This is a genomic window from Sediminibacillus dalangtanensis (assembly GCF_017792025.1).
GTDB classification, from domain to species: Bacteria; Bacillota; Bacilli; order Bacillales; family Amphibacillaceae; genus Sediminibacillus; species Sediminibacillus dalangtanensis.
This window is the reverse complement of the sequence record NZ_CP046956.1, coordinates 361,131-378,494: the sequence shown is the minus strand read 5'-3', so window position 1 is coordinate 378,494 and position 17,364 is coordinate 361,131. Positions and strand designations below refer to the sequence as shown.

Annotated in this window: 15 protein-coding genes and 1 pseudogene; 6 read left to right on the top strand and 10 right to left on the bottom strand. The window is 43.8% G+C overall.

Features of this window, described 5'->3' with window-relative positions; all coding sequences use genetic code 11:
* Positions 1 to 167: 167 nt before the first annotated feature.
* Both ERJ70_RS01985 and ERJ70_RS01980 read right to left on the bottom strand, forming a co-directional pair.
* Complete coding sequence (locus ERJ70_RS01985) at positions 168 to 1,799, bottom strand: peptide ABC transporter substrate-binding protein (protein WP_209369091.1); 1,632 nt, start codon at positions 1,797 to 1,799, stop codon at positions 168 to 170.
* A 131-nt stretch (positions 1,800 to 1,930) separates the two neighbouring features.
* Positions 1,931 to 2,299, bottom strand: a complete 369-nt coding sequence (locus tag ERJ70_RS01980; protein WP_209366785.1) for a hypothetical protein — start codon at positions 2,297 to 2,299, stop codon at positions 1,931 to 1,933.
* A gap of 201 nt (positions 2,300 to 2,500) precedes the next feature.
* Between ERJ70_RS01980 and ERJ70_RS01975 the strand changes: the two genes are divergently transcribed.
* Entirely contained in the window at positions 2,501 to 2,674 is a 174-nt protein-coding gene (locus ERJ70_RS01975; protein WP_209366784.1) for a hypothetical protein, read from the top strand.
* Between the two features lie 84 nt (positions 2,675 to 2,758).
* Here the strand turns inward: ERJ70_RS01975 and ERJ70_RS01970 are convergent, their stop codons facing one another.
* From ERJ70_RS01970 to ERJ70_RS01960, 3 genes are all read right to left on the bottom strand, one after another.
* Positions 2,759 to 3,616: a M15 family metallopeptidase gene (locus tag ERJ70_RS01970; RefSeq protein ID WP_209366783.1), complete on the bottom strand. Its 858-nt coding sequence runs from the start codon at positions 3,614 to 3,616 to the stop codon at positions 2,759 to 2,761.
* Positions 3,617 to 3,718: 102 nt separating this feature from the next.
* Positions 3,719 to 4,831, bottom strand: coding sequence for a HAMP domain-containing sensor histidine kinase (locus ERJ70_RS01965; protein ID WP_209366782.1), 1,113 nt, complete (start codon positions 4,829 to 4,831; stop codon positions 3,719 to 3,721).
* The gene (locus ERJ70_RS01960; RefSeq protein WP_209366781.1) at positions 4,824 to 5,519 is read right to left on the bottom strand and encodes a response regulator transcription factor; all 696 of its coding nucleotides are present in this window, start codon (positions 5,517 to 5,519) and stop codon (positions 4,824 to 4,826) included. The genes ERJ70_RS01965 and ERJ70_RS01960 overlap by 8 nt, the downstream gene beginning before the upstream one ends.
* A gap of 238 nt (positions 5,520 to 5,757) precedes the next feature.
* Here ERJ70_RS01960 and ERJ70_RS01955 point away from each other — a divergent pair, with 238 nt between their 5' ends.
* Entirely contained in the window at positions 5,758 to 6,339 is a 582-nt protein-coding gene (locus ERJ70_RS01955) for a TetR/AcrR family transcriptional regulator (protein WP_209366780.1), read from the top strand.
* Complete coding sequence (fabF, locus tag ERJ70_RS01950; RefSeq protein WP_209366779.1) at positions 6,336 to 7,571, top strand: beta-ketoacyl-ACP synthase II; 1,236 nt, start codon at positions 6,336 to 6,338, stop codon at positions 7,569 to 7,571. The genes ERJ70_RS01955 and fabF overlap by 4 nt, the downstream gene beginning before the upstream one ends.
* Before the next feature lie 93 nt (positions 7,572 to 7,664).
* Here fabF and ERJ70_RS01945 read toward each other — a convergent pair whose 3' ends face one another.
* From ERJ70_RS01945 to ERJ70_RS01935, 3 genes are all read right to left on the bottom strand, one after another.
* Positions 7,665 to 9,110 (bottom strand): sulfatase family protein, encoded by a 1,446-nt coding sequence (locus tag ERJ70_RS01945; RefSeq protein WP_209366778.1) that lies wholly within the window; start codon positions 9,108 to 9,110, stop codon positions 7,665 to 7,667.
* A gap of 219 nt (positions 9,111 to 9,329) precedes the next feature.
* A complete protein-coding gene (locus ERJ70_RS01940) occupies positions 9,330 to 11,693 on the bottom strand; it encodes a beta-galactosidase (protein ID WP_209366777.1) in 2,364 nt (787 codons plus the stop codon).
* Positions 11,694 to 12,017: 324 nt separating this feature from the next.
* A complete protein-coding gene (locus tag ERJ70_RS01935) occupies positions 12,018 to 13,244 on the bottom strand; it encodes a sugar ABC transporter substrate-binding protein (RefSeq protein ID WP_209366776.1) in 1,227 nt (408 codons plus the stop codon).
* Positions 13,245 to 13,777: 533 nt separating this feature from the next.
* On the opposite strand from ERJ70_RS01935, the gene ERJ70_RS01930 reads away from it, so the two are divergent.
* Positions 13,778 to 14,665 carry an SDR family oxidoreductase gene (locus ERJ70_RS01930; protein WP_209366774.1) on the top strand — a complete coding sequence of 296 codons (888 nt, stop codon included), beginning with the start codon at positions 13,778 to 13,780 and terminating at the stop codon, positions 14,663 to 14,665.
* A 264-nt stretch (positions 14,666 to 14,929) separates the two neighbouring features.
* Here the strand turns inward: ERJ70_RS01930 and ERJ70_RS01925 are convergent, their stop codons facing one another.
* Both ERJ70_RS01925 and ERJ70_RS01920 read right to left on the bottom strand, forming a co-directional pair.
* On the bottom strand, positions 14,930 to 15,214 hold the full coding sequence (locus tag ERJ70_RS01925; protein ID WP_209366772.1) for a hypothetical protein: 285 nt from the start codon (positions 15,212 to 15,214) through the stop codon (positions 14,930 to 14,932).
* A 144-nt stretch (positions 15,215 to 15,358) separates the two neighbouring features.
* Entirely contained in the window at positions 15,359 to 15,601 is a 243-nt protein-coding gene (locus ERJ70_RS01920; protein ID WP_209366771.1) for a hypothetical protein, read from the bottom strand.
* Positions 15,602 to 15,844: 243 nt separating this feature from the next.
* On the opposite strand from ERJ70_RS01920, the pseudogene ERJ70_RS19950 reads away from it, so the two are divergent.
* Both ERJ70_RS19950 and mmgD read left to right on the top strand, forming a co-directional pair.
* Positions 15,845 to 16,074 (top strand): annotated as a pseudogene (locus ERJ70_RS19950) (hypothetical protein); the annotation flags it as partial.
* A gap of 113 nt (positions 16,075 to 16,187) precedes the next feature.
* A complete protein-coding gene (gene mmgD, locus ERJ70_RS01915) occupies positions 16,188 to 17,303 on the top strand; it encodes a citrate synthase (protein WP_209366769.1) in 1,116 nt (371 codons plus the stop codon).
* Positions 17,304 to 17,364: the final 61 nt, after the last annotated feature.

The window sequence follows — 17,364 nt, the reverse complement described above, 5'->3', positions numbered from 1 at the left end:
CCTTGCTACAGTCCCTGTAGGGCCGTGCCTCCATTATCCGGGCACGATAATTGATTTTTTCGCCCCAATTTCGTATTTCATAAGGTCCGTAAAGCTCCTTACAAAAAAGACCATTCCGTCGTGGTTTTCTCCCCCTCGACAGAATGGCCTTTTCAACTTTTTTATTCTTATTTTTCCAGGTCGACCCATTTATAATTATCGGCACTCACCTGGTAGGTGATCAGGTCCTTCACATAATCCTGCTGCAAATAAGCACTGCCTTTCTGATACAACGGAACGAGCACGGCGCTGTCTTCAATCAGCATTCTTTCCGCCTTCAGCAAGGCGTCCCACCGTTCCTGCGGCTTGTTGGCCAAATCAGATTTGGCTCCAAGGACAAGTCGGTCATATTCATCGTTTGAATAGCCAGTGTGATTTCCCGGGCTGTCTGTAATGAACAGGTTCAAGTAGGTCAACGGATCTTGATAGTCACCGTTCCATCCCGTCAAAATCAGTTCGTATTCCTGGTTCACATTTGCTGAAATGCTGGCCTTAGGCGGGACGCTTTTGACATTCAGCGTCATACCGGAAAGGTTCGACTCTAGCTGATACTTGAGGTTTTCAGCAAATTGTTTGGACGTTCCAGAATCAGAAGTGGTCAGCGTGAACTCCAGTTCCTCTTTGCCAAGCTCGTCCAGTCCTTGCTGCCATTCGTCCTTCGCCTGCTCGACATCGTATTCAACCAAATCCCCATTTTCGGCACGGAAATCTTCTCCGGTTTCCGGATTTTCAGCCAGTCCCTTTGGCACGTTGCCATTGACCACGATGGAACCATTATTAAGAATGGTATCGACCATTTCCTGTTTATCCAATGCCATGTTGATTGCTTTACGGATATGCAAATTGGCTAGATCAGTGGTTTCACCATCCTTACCCTGATTCATTTTCAAGTAAGAAGTAGCACCAGTCAAAAAGGTATGGTATTCTTCACTATCTTTATATTCATCCACATATTCGCCGGTCAATTCAATACGATCCAGCTGATCCTTTTTATAAAGGTTCACAGCGGTCGACGTATCTTTGACAACATTCATTTGGATTTTATCGACATTCACTGCTTGTTTGTCCCAATATTGATCGTTTTTCTGGAAGGTCCATGATGTGTCGGTGCCCGCCCAGTCTTCGATGACAAATGGTCCATTGAACAGAATATGTTCCGAGTCTCTCGCGTATGCTTCTCCCTGCTCTTCGACAAAGTCTTCCGGCTGCGGGAAGAAAATCGCCGTTGTCAACAGTTCCTTGAAAAATGGCACAGGGTTTTCCAAGGTCACTTTCAACGTATGTTCATCAAGTGCTTCGACTCCGAGATCGTCGACCGGCTTGTCGCCGACAAGAATCTCGGAAGCGTTGGCGACAATCTCCTCAAACTGCGGTCCGTAAGCCGCTGCTGTATCCGGATTGACCGCTTTTTTCCAAGCATATTCAAAATCACCGGCCGTAACAGGCGAGCCATCCGACCATTTCGCATCCTCTCGAATGGTAAAAGTATAAACTTTTCCATCCTCGCTTACTTCCGGCTCTTCTGCTGCAAGGGCAAGCTCGGGCTTCCCTTCCTTATCAAGACGGTATAATCCTTCAAATACCTGGTTGATCATGTCAAAGCTGAAATCGTTATCTGCCATCGTCGGATCGAGACCAGGGATTTCCCCCGGGGCGCTTAGCTGGAGCACTTTCTCTTCCTCTCCACCTTCATCTCCATCGTTTGTTTCACTGGTTTCATTATTACTGCAGGCTGCCAACAATAGCACCAATATCACCATTGGCAAAATTTTTCTTATGTATCCCAATTTTTCTCCCCCTATTCTTTGCTGCAATGTTTTTCATTATATAGAGGGTTGGACAGGAAATTCAACTGGGACGGGTTCGCAGTGATTCTTATCATACTGTAGAATTATTTATCATTTAACGTTACCCCTAAGATATGATCGGAAAATAAAATGAATTCGTTCAGGTAAATAGGATTATTTTTGTCTGAGAAAGGAGTCAGTTTAACATCCTTTAGGTAAAAACACGCTTTGATGTTCATGATATTTTTTCCTTTAACATCGATTTTGGATTCTCTTTCTGTCGTTATAAGAGAATGCCCTAACGGTGCTGACTTTCCATTGAAATCGGACTCTTGTAAGTTCATTACACCTTCGATAAAAGCCGATTCTGTTACAAATGTAAATCTTGAATCATTCTTTAATTCCGCAAGATTGATTTGTAATTCAATGGCCATTAACTTTTTAAAATCGACTACTGATTCAATATTGTTCATTTTAATTCCCCCTTTCTTTACTACTCTTTCCGTATTTTGTCAGTTAGCTGAACAAATTCTTGTTTATATAATACCATAAAAAGTAAATTAAACCCTGTCCAATTCAAAAGCAACAATCTTTACGAAAAGAGCCTTTTTAAAAGATGGATGCTTGCGCAAAAGCTTCCTGGTATACTTAGACATACACTTGGAGGGAGCAAAATGAGTTTTTTTATAGACTTGGGAGTAATTTTATTTATACTCGTTACACTTATCTGTTTGATCTTTATTTTGAAGCAGTTGAAAGACTTGAAGGATAATCAGGAATATTTAATAGCGTTACATCAGGATATGAAAAAGAATTTGCAGTACAAAGAGAAAAATCATTTCGATTAACTGATTGATCAAGGGAAAAGTTACACTTTCTTGATCGCTTCCATTAATTTAACCATTCCTGTTTATCCGCCGGCTTCCCTTCTGCTATTTCTCCGATGTCACGATGACGCCGCCGATGTTGTCGCCGGATATAGTATAATCGCCATTCGCCGGCACCTCGATGGTCCCGGTCTCCGATATCGGATAGTAACAAACGACATATTCTTTTCCATCCACTTCGACGGTTATTTCTTCTTGTTGTTTCAAATATTCGAGGTATTCTTCCAACGCCAGGTTTTTATCTTGCATAACTACACTATGCGGCAAGCCAACATAACGAATATGCCAAGGCTCATAGGAAATGCCGGTGATCGCCGTTTTATTCTTCGGATAACGCAGGATAAAACCATGCTTCCATGCATTTTCTTCTATCCATCTCCCTTCCTCCGCTACCCTCATTTCAGCCTCTGTCGATCCCACATCAAGTGACAGTCCGAGATTATGCTCACTTTTTCCTGCCGGCAATGCGTAATCTGCACCCATGTCTTGATACAATCGATTTTGTTCTTCAAAACCGCGATAGCCACTGCTGATTAAAAAATTTTGCACTCCATCTTGTTCAGCAGCTTGTACCATCGAAGAAAAATCCTCGGCCAAAGTCGCCGATAGCTTTATGTCATTGTTTAGCAGTCCGTAGTTCTTCGTCAATTCCGGATGGTTAAACAATTCTACAATATCTTGTCTAACACTTTCTTCATGTACTGCATACTGCTCATTTACCAGCAACAACTCGCCCTCATAAATTTGCTCTTTTCCTACCTCTATTTTCTCGGTATTCTGGAAACCTTCCTTTACCTTTTCTTCTATTTTCACCTTATCTTGCAAGAAAGGACTAGTCTTATCTCCGTAAAAATAACCAAAACCGATTAATAATAACAACAATAATAAAACCCACTTCTTCATTTCTGTTTCCTCCTATTTCGAATTGGTTATAGAATAGGAAAAACTGTTTAAAAAAGAAGTGGGGTAAAGTTTAAATATTTCTTAAAGTAATGCGAACGACCTCTAAGTCTGGTCCATTTCTTCTCCATTCAGCGGCATTCGGACTTCAAATACCGTACGGATTAAATTGCTGTCCGCAGTAATCGTACCGCCGTGCTGCTCCATGATGTTCTTAGCGATGAACAAGCCGAGACCAGTACTGTTTTCCTGATGCACCCGGGCTTTATCCCCCTTATAAAACATATCGAAAAGGTAGGGCAATTCATCTTTTGAAATACTATCTCCATAGTTGATAACTTGTACTACTGCGTCATCTTTGTCTTTAAATCCTTTTACATCTACGAATTGACCATCCTGTCCATAGCGGATCGCATTGGCCAGAAGGTTTTCAAATACCCGTGCCAACAGCTCGCCGTCTCCCGAAACGGGCAAATCCGGAACAATATCCAACCTGGCAGCCAATTGATTTTGTTCGAAAACCGGATATAGTTCTTCTGTTAACTGATTCAGTAAATTACTTAGGTTTATCAGGGTTTTTTCAACGGTCATCATGCCATAATTCATTCTTGTCAGCTCAAACAATTCATCAATCAGCCTCTCCAGGCGCTGGGATTTCGTATAAGAGATAGTAATATAATGCTTTTTTTGCTCCTCCGTCAAGCTATCGTCCTTCAATATCAGATCCAAGTATCCCAAAACAGAGGTAAGCGGTGTCCGCAAATCGTGTGCAAGATTCACCACCAGCTGGTCTTTACTGCTCTCTGAAAAATCACCTCTCTCAATCGCCTCTTTCAGTTTCTCTCCTGCCAGGTTGATGTCTTTTGCTATATCTCCGAATTCATCCTTTGTCTGGATGGCAATCGTGTGTTGAAAATCTCCTCGGGCAAGGTAGTGTATTCCCTTCGATATTTCATCAAAGTACGTTAAATAAGGCTTCGTAAGTACGAAGAAAAACAATATCGCAACCGGTATAAAAATGATTAAAAAGAAATTAATATCTCCCACCTGGAGAATAAAGGCACGCAAGCGTGTGAGCGGATCCTGGTAATCAACCATGGTATGGTAATAATATTGCAAAGCTTTATAGATCAGATACGTGACCAGCCCGGAAAGCAGCATACTCAAACCGAATAACATCACCATCCTCGCTCGAAAACTGTGTAATAGGTTACCCATTGAATGCATATCCAACGCCCCAAACTGTTTTGATGAATTTAATTTTCCGCTTGTCTTCCTTCAGCTTTTTCCGGAGGGTGCGGATATGAACCATCACGGTATTGGCCCCTTCATAATACGCTTCATCCCAGACTCGCTGAAAGATATTTTCTACACTGAAAACCTTCTTCGGATGACTGGCCAGTAAATATAAAATATCAAATTCCTTCGGCGTCAATTCAACCGTTTCTCCATAAAGCAATACACGACGCTGGTCAGGAGAAATATGCAATCCGCCGAACTCCAGGTCGTACGTCTGTGTTGTCTGCTTGTGATTCCATTTCTTGAACCGGCGCAGCTTTGCATTAACCCGGGCAATCAACTCAATCGGGTTGAAGGGTTTTGTCATATAATCATCCGCACCGATCACCAACCCTTGCACCTTGTCAAAATCCGAAGTCTTCGCACTCAAAAAAATAATCGGCATATTGTAACGCTCCCGGATCTGGCGGGTCACTTCATATCCATCTATCTTCGGCATCATGATATCCAAAACAAGCAGATCAATGGATTGACGCTGGACTATGTCCAATGCCTCCTTGCCATCCGCCGCCACGAAGACGCGATATCCTTCTTTTTCAAGATGAATGGAAATCAAATCGGCAATCTCCTTTTCATCGTCCGCTATTAAAATAGAAATATCCTGCATTTATTTCACTCCCCAAAACGATCGAGTAATGCCCTTCCTCTTCAATTTCACCAAAAACACTTTCCGTGATAACGCGGGCATTTTCAATATTTCTGTTATCTATCCATTCTCTATTATAACCTTTTGATTATCAAGACTACCCATGTCCTGTAAATGAGGTGATATAGATACCATTGCTTTCATTTTGAAGGAACCCGTTCAGTTGACGACTTACCTATTAGTAAGTTAGTGTATGGCCATGACAAAGAAAAAAACCCAAATCGTTTTATTAACGATGAAGTTTATAAAAGAAAAAGGCTTTCTGGCTTTCAGCTATGATGACTTGGCGAAAGAGCTCGGTATCACAAAGGCTGGCATTCATTATCATTTTGAAAAGAAAGGAGATTTGGGCATCGCCGTTTGTACGTATCTGGAAGAAACACTTGAACAAACATATGCCACCATCAAAGAGGAAACGATAAAAACCACCGACAAACCATTGGTCTTCCTCTCCAAAAGAGCGGCTCAAGTTGATCGGCATGCGGTTTGTCCGATTTCCGCATTACAGGTAGACTATAATGACTTGCCCGGACCCATGCAGGAAAAAGTCCGACAGATCAGCCAAAGGGAAATCAGGATATTGACAGAGCTGCTTGAAGATGCAAAACAGGATGGCGGCCTGAAAGCAATCGATGACTTGGAAGGATTGGCAGCCCTCCTCATCACTAGTGCGAAGGGTGGCCTGCAATATCAGCGTGTCCTGGGAGATGCCTTTTTTTCAAAGGTATGGACCGCGTTCAATAGACTAATAAAATGTGATCAAGGAGATACATGGATATGACAAGAAGAGTAGTAGTAACAGGATACGGAGTTGTCTCGCCACTCGGAAACACTGTCGAGGCTCTCTGGGACAATGTGAAACAAGGGAAATCAGGCATTAAAAGAATCCAAGCAGATGGCTATGAAAACATAAATACGCAAATCGCCGGTTATATTACCGATTTCGATGCCGCGCAATATCTCGAGAAAAAAGAAATAAGTAAGTATGACTTATTCATTCAGTATGCCGTTGCCGCAGCTCAGCAAGCTTTGGCTCAGTCCGGCTTGGATTTGGAAAAAGCAAACAAGGAAAGACTCGGCGTTTATGTCGGATCCGGCATCGGTGGGATCCATACGACGCTGGAACAGCACAAAGCGTTTCTCGACAAAGGGCCGAAGCGAGTTTCGCCGTTTATGGTGCCGATGATGATCAGCAATATGGCTTCAGGCATCCTTTCTATCAAAAATGGTTTCAAAGGTCCAAGCTTCTCCCCTGTCTCGGCTTGTGCCACAGGGAATCAGGCCATCGGGGAAGCATATCTGAATATCAAACACGGCTACTCAGATGGCATTCTTGCCGGCGGGGCAGAAGCCTCTATCACTCCGGTAGCTTTTGCTGGATTTTCAAAAATGAGGGCCATGTCCACCTTCAACGATTCTCCAGAACAAGCCAGCCGCCCTTTTGACAGCGGACGGGATGGGTTTGTCATGTCAGAAGGATCAGGCATTTTATTCCTGGAGGAATATGAGCATGCCAAAGCAAGAGGGGCTTCCATTTTAGGGGAAGTCGTCGGCTATGGGTCGACAACGGATGCCCATCATATCACCGCTCCTGACTTTGAGGGTGCTGCCAACGCCATGAAGCTTGCTTTGAATATGGCAAATATCGAACCGACGGCTGTTGATTACATCAATGCCCACGGAACAAGCACACCGGACGGAGACAAATCGGAAACAAATGCGATTAAACGTGTATTTGGTTCGCACGCTTACGACCTGAAGGTGAGTTCGACAAAATCGATGACCGGACATCTGTTCGGTGCGGCAGGCGGGCTCGAAGCAGTCGTCACGCTGAAAAGCATCCTGGAAGACACCGCTCCGCCGACCATTAATTATGAAACACCGGATGAGGAATGCGATTTGGATTACGTACCAAATCAAGCCGTCAAAACAGAGATAAACCATGCCATTTCCAATGGTTTTGGTTTCGGCGGGCATAATGCCGTGCTGGCATTTAAAAAGTTTTCTGAGTAAAGGAAAAATCGAGCTTGAACATGCAAGCTCGATTTTTTTATACTCTTTGAGGGGCAGCGCTCTTCCAACCTACGATTTGGATGATGGCTTTTCTTATCGATATCGCTGTTCTAATCTAGCCGCTGCCTCATTCCTGCCTTCTTTGTGTAGTTTTTCCAAATACCGATCTAAATCCAGGTCATCTCTTGTATGAAAAGGACCACCTTCATGAATCACGCTCCACATCGGATCGACGGGTGAATCAGAGGTCTTCATCTGTTCTGTCACCCATTCATCCAGGATGCGCAGACCTTTCGCCAGCACTTCAGGGTGTTCATCAATCAAGTTATTGGTTTCATGCGGATCGTTTTCAATATCAAACAACATGAAATCGGGAAGTTCCTTTAATCCGTCATGATATGTACGGATAAGCATCCAATTATCAAAACGCACGCCTCGCTGACAACTCCAGGCACACTGACTGACAACCAAATGAGGCCTCCCCGACGATTTTCCATCGATAATGGCAGGCAAAAAACTTCGCCCGTCCCACTTTTCACGCTGCTTCCCGTCAGCAAGTTCTGCCAGCGTCGGCCCGACATCGATTTGATAATGCAAGTCCTCATCCACATGACCTTGGATAATACCTGGTCCGGAGATGATAAAAGGGATACGGCAAGTGACATGGTCGGCTAACTGGTGGTCTCCATAGACATTCAACTCTCCCTGGTTTTCCCCGTGATCAGCAGAAATGATGATGATTGTTTCTTCCAGGATTTCTTGTATTTCCAACTGATCGATGATTTTCCCTATGTGTTCATCTACGTAACGGATGGCGGTATCATACCCATCTACCCATGCCTTGAAATCATTCCGGTCGTGGATTTCTTCCGGAATCCCCGGCCATTGTCTTACTGGAGGTAGATCCCGTGCGCTATAGGGGCCAAAACTGGCACGGTGCTCGGCAATCCTTTCTTCGGTAAGCCATTCAGGTGCCGGCTCCTTTTCAAACGGATTCCCATACGAGGCAGGTGTTCGATAAGGCGTATGCGGGTCCCACACGTTAAGGTATAAGAACCAATCCTCCTTATCCCTTCCGCGGGATTCCAACCAATCCAGTGCCTCTTTTGTCACATCATCCGCTGTTTCTCCCGCATGTTTTCCCGTATCATATGTTTCCAGGAATCCGCGTAAAATGTGCCAGGCTTCGTGGCGGCCGGGAAATGGACTGATAATCGCCGTATGCATGTTTTTGCTTCGCAGCGTGTCCACCCATGTCTGGTACTGTGAGTCATGAAAGTTGAATGGTCTGTCTTTTCCGATCGGGCGCATATCCGCTTGTAATCCACCGTGGTTGACGACCCCGTTATGGATTCCGAACTGCGAACTGAACAAAGCAGAGCGTGACGGGGCGCACGGTACATCGGAGGCATAATGATTGGTAAAACGGACGCCTTGTTCTGCGATACGGTCGATGTTTGGCGAGGTATTACGATGATAGCCATAGCACCCTAAGTGATCAGGACGCAAGGCATCGATATCGATATAGAGTATTTTCATAGACTTGTCCTCCCTTTCAACAATTATCAGGTGGTAAACAACTACTATATACGGCATGAAGACGATTTCTCGCTACCACTACGCTTTCCGCGGGTGGCTGGTCAGCCTCCCTGCTGAAGCCCTACCCCCAAAGAACGAAAAATTGTGCCGAAACTTGCTCAAGCCCACATACTTACCAGAAAACCAAGAAAGATAGCCTGAACCAACACACAAAGTCTCTTACACTGGTAAAAGTTCTATCGTTTCATATTCTTCCGGCGAATCAATAAGAACACGGTATTCTCCCGCACCTGTATCCACGATCTGAATATTTCCATTCTGTTCGGGACGCCAGTTTTCTGACTGAAGCACGATTTCTTCCTGGCCTTGTTTTCTTCTGATCATCATCGCTAATTTCCGGTCCGCCTCCGTCAGCTCGACGATTTCCGCTGTGGCATACAGAATCGATAAATCAACGCGCAGCTGCACATTTATCGGTAACAGGAGGCCACCTTTGCCAGGAACGGTTATTGCTTTTCCATCGAACAACTGGTTGTTTCGATAACCGACCGTTGTTTCCTTTTCGTATTCGTCAAAGTTGTTCAGGAAAACAAACATTCCATCCCGGCCCTCGGCTCTCACCGAAACATCCACTTCCGCCTCGACACGGATACTACTTTTCACGCCGATTTTTGCCGCTAGATTTCTGTATATTTCTTTTTTATATTGATAGTCAAATTCCATGCTGACACCGAACATCACTAATTTGCCTTTTCCTAAGCGCTTCTCGAAAGCGACCACAGATTTTTCCTCGTTTTCAGCCCATCCGAAGGCGCCTTCCTGGATGTCATACGTTTCCATGCGGTCGATTTTCACATTGTCGACATCGTCTACCTGAACAAACCCGCCAGCTTCGGTCCCTTTTACATCCACATCCATGTAATCTTTCAACACGGTGCATGGCTCCCCGTTCATATCTTTAGTCGGGATGACCGGAAACAAGACGAGTTCGCCGCCCGTTTCGATATAATCCATCAGCTTTCTCTGGACTTTTCCGTCCATCCGCTCATGGGCAAACACCCACAGGGACGGAATTTCTGCTACATTTATATTGCCGTCCTTTAATAAGTTGAAGCCATCATAGACAATGTTGTTCACGCGCAGACCTTTCGCCAGCCCATTAAAGAGATTGGTTTCTCTTTCCTGTTGTAGCGATTTATCCCATTCAGCCGTGAATTGATTGCTGAATTCGGTCATGAAGTAGTCTGGATAGAAGGCAAGATGGGTATGGATCTCCGGCTTTGACCGTGCTAATGGCTGCTGATAAACCCGCAGCATATGCCCCAGATGCTGGATCACCTGAAAGTGTGCCCGTTTTTCACCCATCATCGTTAAAGGGGCCTGCCATTCATGACGCCTGCCCAATATACCGATTCCGCCAAAGTTCTCGCCGCCGACAAACATATAATAGTTTGCCGCATTCATCCCGTTGGCAATGCAAAGGCGGGTCGTTAAGTCGAATGTACTTGGCTGCAGTCTCGGCCGGTCGGGAATGCTGCCTCCTTGGAATTCAGCGGAAAACAGAGGCTGCTCTTTCCATTGAATGGATTTGGTAAACGCATTCGCTAGGACAATGTCAACAAAGTTATCATACTCAATGTTTCCTATATAATAATCACCTGCCGCCATTACCCCATCTATTTTGGCAACCTCTACTAATTGCGATAATCCGATCGGATATTTTGTCCCCCGTTTCAAGTGGTCCACGGTATCAAACCCATGAATGTTTATCACATAAGGCACCTGGATGCCCTCGCTATCTGCAAGCTGTTTCAAACGTTCGATATATTGCCGGTAATGTACCCGCATAAATAAACTGAACTCGTTTTTCAATGTCATGCTATATAGCGCTTGCGGCTGCCGTATCTTCGTTTCCACAAAATCGGCAATACTGTTATCCTCGACATGAAATGTTTCCTTAAACTCGCTTAAGGAATACTTGTTTTCTAAATAGTTCGTGAAGAGGTCCAGCGTTACAGAGCTAAAATCTCCCTGGTTTGTGACCCAATGAAACATCCCGACTTCATTGTCTAATTGAAACATGATAATCGGTCCGCCATGATGCCACTGAAATCTTTCGATGATTGGACAAACATACTTGTACCAATTTTCCACTTTCTCTAAATAAGTCGGATGCATGTAGCTGACCACTCTGGTCGGATGGACTTTGCCTTCCTCCGTTTTTGCCATGGCATTCGGATAATGCTCAATAAACCAGGTCGGAATTCCGTGATCGATCACCTCGGCCATCACATACGGACCCGGACGGACCAAACAGTACATCTCTTCTTCCTTGACGATCTCTAAAAAGGAAATAAGATCAAGTTCCTCTCTCGAAGTACCCGATAAGTCGATTTTACCTTCTTCATATTCATGAATTCCCCAGGGAATATAAGTGCTGATCATGTTCAGCCCTGCTTCCTTTGCTTGCCTGATGCGGTTTCTCCATTCCGGCTTCGGCACACGAAAATAATGCAGCTCCCCTCCGAAAAGGATAACCTCTTCTCCATTCAGGATCATTTTTTCATCTTTTACTTCCATCATTTCCATTCTCCTCTTATTCGGTTATCGTGTTAAACATAGGACAAAAGCGCAAGCGCCTGTTTAAAGGAGTACAGGCTAGAGCCGCCACATCCTGTGGCAACGCCTGCATGACCCACATCGTGTGAGCCCCCGACAAGCTTAAGAACAGCCTCGACGTGGCGCTTTTTGCCACACAGAGGGTGGGCTTAAGACCTCGAGGGGGTAGGCGCTGGAGCCGGACATGGCTGGTTCAGCCAATAATTATCCACAGACAGTTAAATTTATAATTTCCTATACAATAAGAAAAGGAGAGAGGTATAATCGCCCCCCTCTCTAGTAAGAAGCCTATTCGGACAAAATATCGTCTACTTCTTTCCGATAGTTTTCTAGTGCTTCCTCTGTATCTGCACCGCCTCGGTAAATCTGTTCCAGTGTGTCTAACAGTTCATTTCCCATTCTTTCATATTCTGGAATCAGCGGCAGTGGTTCCGTTGACTTCAGTTGTTCTCCAAAGGTACTCACCATCGGGTCATCAGCTAAAATCGAATCTTCCCATGCCGCTTGATTAGCCGGCAACTCGCTCATTGTTTCATACCAGGCCAATTGTGTATCGGTATCAGCCATCCAATTAATGAAATCAAGCGCTTCGTCCACCTTCTCCGAATTATGGAATATCGACAAATGCGCTCCACCCATCATCGATTTATTTGTTTCACCTTCTGGCATTTGCGCGACATCCCATTTTCCTTCAATATCTTCGCCGTTATCCTTTATTGTCTTGATATCCCACGGGCCGCTGAAGAACATCGGTTTAGACCCATCGCTGAATGCCTGGACAATCTCTTTGCCCTCTTCCAGTTGGGAATATCCTTCTTCATAGAATTTGGTATAAATATCAACTGCATCTTTAAAAGCAGGATCATCGAAGTTTGCTGATCCTTCGCCTACTTCATACGTCCAACCTTGCTGCCAACCTAACATAAACGGGAACTGCGGGTCTGTTCGGGGTAAATCGATTGCATATTGACCGTCCCCTCTGTCCGCAAGTTTTTCAGATGCATCGATCATCTCCTCCCACGTTTGCGGTCCATCAGGATAGCCGACCTCTTCTAAAATATCTGTTCGATAAAAAAGGGCCCGCGTATCCACATACCATGGAATCCCGATCACTTGATCCTCATATTCCGCTGTCCCTCTAGCCCCTTCAAAAAAATTACCCAATTCTAAATTTTCATAGTCGCCAATATCATCCGACATATCATAAAAAGCTCCGGCTTCCGCAAATTCCGCGACCCACGTGGTGCCGATTTGCAACACATCGGGGCCCTTCCCGGAGGCGACTGCTGTCAATAATTTGTCATGTGCATTTTCCCAAGGAATTGTTTGTACTTCTATCTCGATATCATGTTCTGCTTCATAATCCTCCACAAACCCTTCCAATTCATCAGACATCGTCCATACTTGAAGCGTATCGTCAGAACCAGAGGAAGCATTGGAACAGGCCCCCAAAACAAAAGCAGTACCAATCAGGATTATTGCAAACAGAAAGACTTTGCTTCCCTTCTTCAACATCTCCACACTCCTTTGATATGTTATAAAACCCTTCAACGCTGATTGAAACGTTTCAATCAATGCCGTCATGAAACCATCCATATAATAGCTTTGAACGCACTTCTTTTCGTTGTACCGTTTTCCAATAACATACCTTTATCCGGATTGTCGCCTGCTGCATTTCTTGTAGATCGGGTAAAAGGCCATGAGAAATTCGGACTTCTGTTACGCACTATCGTTGCCATTTTTCCTAATTATCTTCGCTCCGCTTATGCTGGCTTACCACTTTTGCATGCTCTGAGTTGAAGAAAGTACACCCTTCCCCCTTCCATTCCAAAACTTCCCGTTCTTTTCTTTTAAATCATTGAAACGTTTCGACAATTCTACAGTACCAGAAAATGAATGCGCTTTCAACTTATTTTTAACATCCGACCGTTTCCTCTTGATTGTTGCGGTATTTTCCCTTTGCTCGTCCCGGCAATGTTTATCCTTGCTGCGAACGAGGTAGGAAACCTACATGTCCTTACAAGATTTCAGAAAGGTTGGTTTTATTTATGCCTAAGAACCCAATAGAAAAGTATTATCATAAAGATTTCCCAAAACAATATCAAAACCCGCCAGGTATCCAAAAAGAAATGGAGCCTGTTCCAGACTGTGGAGAAAACAGCTATGAAGGTTCCGGCCAACTAAAAGGGAGAAAAGCATTGATTACAGGTGGCGACTCCGGCATCGGCCGTGCTGCCGCAATTGCTTATGCACGAGAAGGTGCGGACGTAGCAATCAACTATCTTCCCGTTGAAGAACCCGACGCCCAAGAGGTAAAAGAATTAATCGAGCAAGAAGGACGAAAAGCTATCTTGCTGCCCGGAGACTTGCGTGAAGAGGAATTTAGCCGCAGGCTCGTACAAGATGCAGTTAAGGCGCTAGGTGGTTTGGATACCCTTGTACTTGTAGCTGGGAAGCAACAGGCAGTGAAAGATATCGCCGATCTTACCACCGAGCAACTCGTTTCTACATTCGAGATCAATGTGTTTTCCATGTACTGGATGGTACAAGAAGCGTTGCCTCATATGCCTGAAGGAAGTTCAATCATCACCACCTCTTCGGTAGAGGCTTATAATCCATCTCCACTATTACCGGATTATGCAGCAACGAAAAGCGCCATTGTAGGATTCACAAAATCCATGTCAAAACAATTATCCTCCAGGGGGATACGCGTGAATTCCGTAGCACCCGGACCGTTCTGGTCTGCCCTGCAAATATCCGGCGGCCAGCCACAGGAAAACATTCCGACCTTCGGAAAAGAAACACCGGAAACGCCTTTGCAGCGCGCTGGCCAGCCTGTTGAGCTGAGCGGTATTTACGTTTTCCTCGCTTCCGAGCAAGCAAGCTATGTAACAGGCCATGTATATAGTGCAACCGGAGGACTGAATGCAAACTAGGTAGTTAAAACTTTCATTAGAAAGCACTCCTATAATTAACAGGTTTAATTTGGGGAGGAAAAAATGCTGATAACTTTAGAAAAAACACAATAATTCGCATACATTCCAAACCCAATTTAACAGTAATAGCAAACTAAAACGCTCAGAAGGTTTTCTGAGCGTTTTTATGTGATATTTAATTTTTCCTCTTCAACTAAAGCACCCCTTGGTTATACATAAAGACCTACACAATAATTGCATAATATATAAATGAAAATTAAGTAATTACTTCTTGCCTTTTCGTTCTAAAAGTATAGGTGCTATATTTAGTAAGATAGAAACAATTGTCAAAACCCATAGCGCCCTTTCCATACCAGGTACTACATCCAATAAGGCTGCCCAATCTTCCACTTTTACCCACCGAGATACAAGACTGTACTCTGCACAGAGTGTTAATGCTGTAAATGATAATCCCATCGCCATAGCAAGCTTATAATCCTTTCCTGCTTTATACATATACAAATTTATAAAAGTTGCTACTATGGCAATCGCCCCTAATATTAACCACATAACTATACCTCCATAATTTTATTTATGTCTTGTAATAATACTTAATGTGCTTCATCTCAATTTTTTGCATTACTTTTTTATTAGACACTTATACGTTTTTCCTCTTCAACTAAAGCACCCTTTTACTTTAACAACACTGCTCCGTTATTCTTCTTCAATTAAAGTTACCCCTAAGATGTGGTCGGAAAATAGAATAAATTCATTTAGATAAAAATGATTACTTTGGTCTGTAATAGGAATCAGTTTAACATCTTTCAGGTAAAAACAGGATTTGATGTTAATTATGTTTTTCCCTTTAATATCAATTTTTGGTGCTCTTTCTGTTGTGACTAAAGAGTGACCCAGCGGTGCTGACTTTTCATTAAAATCTGATTCTTGTAAATGCATTTTCCCTTCTATAAGGGCCGATTCTGTTACAAATGTAAATCTTGATTCACTACTTAACTCACTAAAGATTAATTTGTAGTTCTGTAGCCATTAACTTTTTAAAATCTACTGCTGATTCCATATTTACTGCCATTCTTTCACCCTTTCACTATATTAAGAATTTTCTATTTATTCCAATATCTTCTACGACTTTTGAGAAGATAGGTTTCAAAATACAATTAATTATTCAAAGATGCTACACAGCAAATTTCCGGCGGCAAGCCACAGGAAAACATCCCGACCTTTGGAAAAGAAATGTCGAAACGCCATTGCAGTGCGCAGGCCAACCTGTTGAACTGAGCAGAATTTACGTTTTCCTCGCTTCCGAGCAAACAAGCTATGGGAAATTCGTTCATTATGGAAAAAAACCTGTCTCTCCCATTTTCAAAGAAAAATTGTTTACTTTCCAACTATTTGTTATATTTAAAAAGTAAAACTGCATATTGAATGGAATATCGATCTACGAAGACTGTCGGCAGCCATGCGGATTTTAATGTTTAACCACTTTTTTGAAAGCGCTTGCTTAAATACGACTAGGAGGGGTCTTATGCAAGAAAAAACGAGTTATAAACCCGGTTTGGACGGGGTGATTGCATCCGAAACGAAGCTTTCTTACTTGGATGTGGAAGCGGAAGAAATTGTCCTTCGAGGATATGATTTAATCGAGCTCGCCCAAAACAGGGAATATTTAGATCTCGTTCAGCTGTTACTTCAGGGAGAACTGCCTAAGCAACAAGAACGCTCCACTCTTGAACAAGAATTAAAAGAAGAGTATGAGCTCCCAGATGATTTCTTCTCCCTTTTCCACAAACTGCCTAAACATACACACCCAATGGATGCGTTGCGGACAGGGATTTCCATACTCGCAGGATACGAACAGCATCTAGACGAACGGGGCGAAGAACAAATCAGGCAGATTGCTGTCAGTCTGTTGGCGAAGATTCCCAATATCGTGGCGAACAGCTATCACATCCTTCACAACGAGTCCGTGGTCGCTCCGCGACAGGAACTGTCTTACAGTGCAAATTTTTTGCATATGATTACAGGTAAAGAACCTACAGAAACAGAAGCCTCCTATTTTGACCAGTCTTTGATGGTTTACAGTGAACACGAAATGCCGAATTCAACTTTTACTGCACGCGTCATTGCTTCGACGAACTCAGATATCTACGGGGCGCTGACCGGAGCAGTCGCTTCGTTGAAAGGAAACCTGCACGGAGGAGCGAACGAAGCAGTTATGTATATGTTGCTAAACGGCAAAACAACCGATGGATTCCGCCATCTCCTCTATGAAAAACTTAAAAAGAAAGAAAAAGTGATGGGCTTCGGACACCGTGTTTATATGAAAAAAATGGACCCAAGAGCCACGCTGATGAAAGAAGCATTGAGGGAGCTCGCAGCGGAGAAAAAACAGGAGGAGCTCATGGAAATGTGCGAAGCTGGGGAACAATTGATGAAAGAAGAAAAAGGGCTTTATCCGAATCTGGACTACTATGCAGCGCCTGTTTATTACTTATTGGGTATCCCGATCGACTTGTATACCCCTATTTTCTTTGCGGCCAGGACGCTGGGATTGTGCGCCCATGTATCTGAGCAATATGCCAACAATAAGTTGTTCAGACCAAGAGTTCTCTATACTGGTCCGCGTGGACTTCACCCTTAAATAACAATCTGCCGGGATATCCCGGCTGGCTTTTTTAAGATTACTACATAATGAAAAGGTG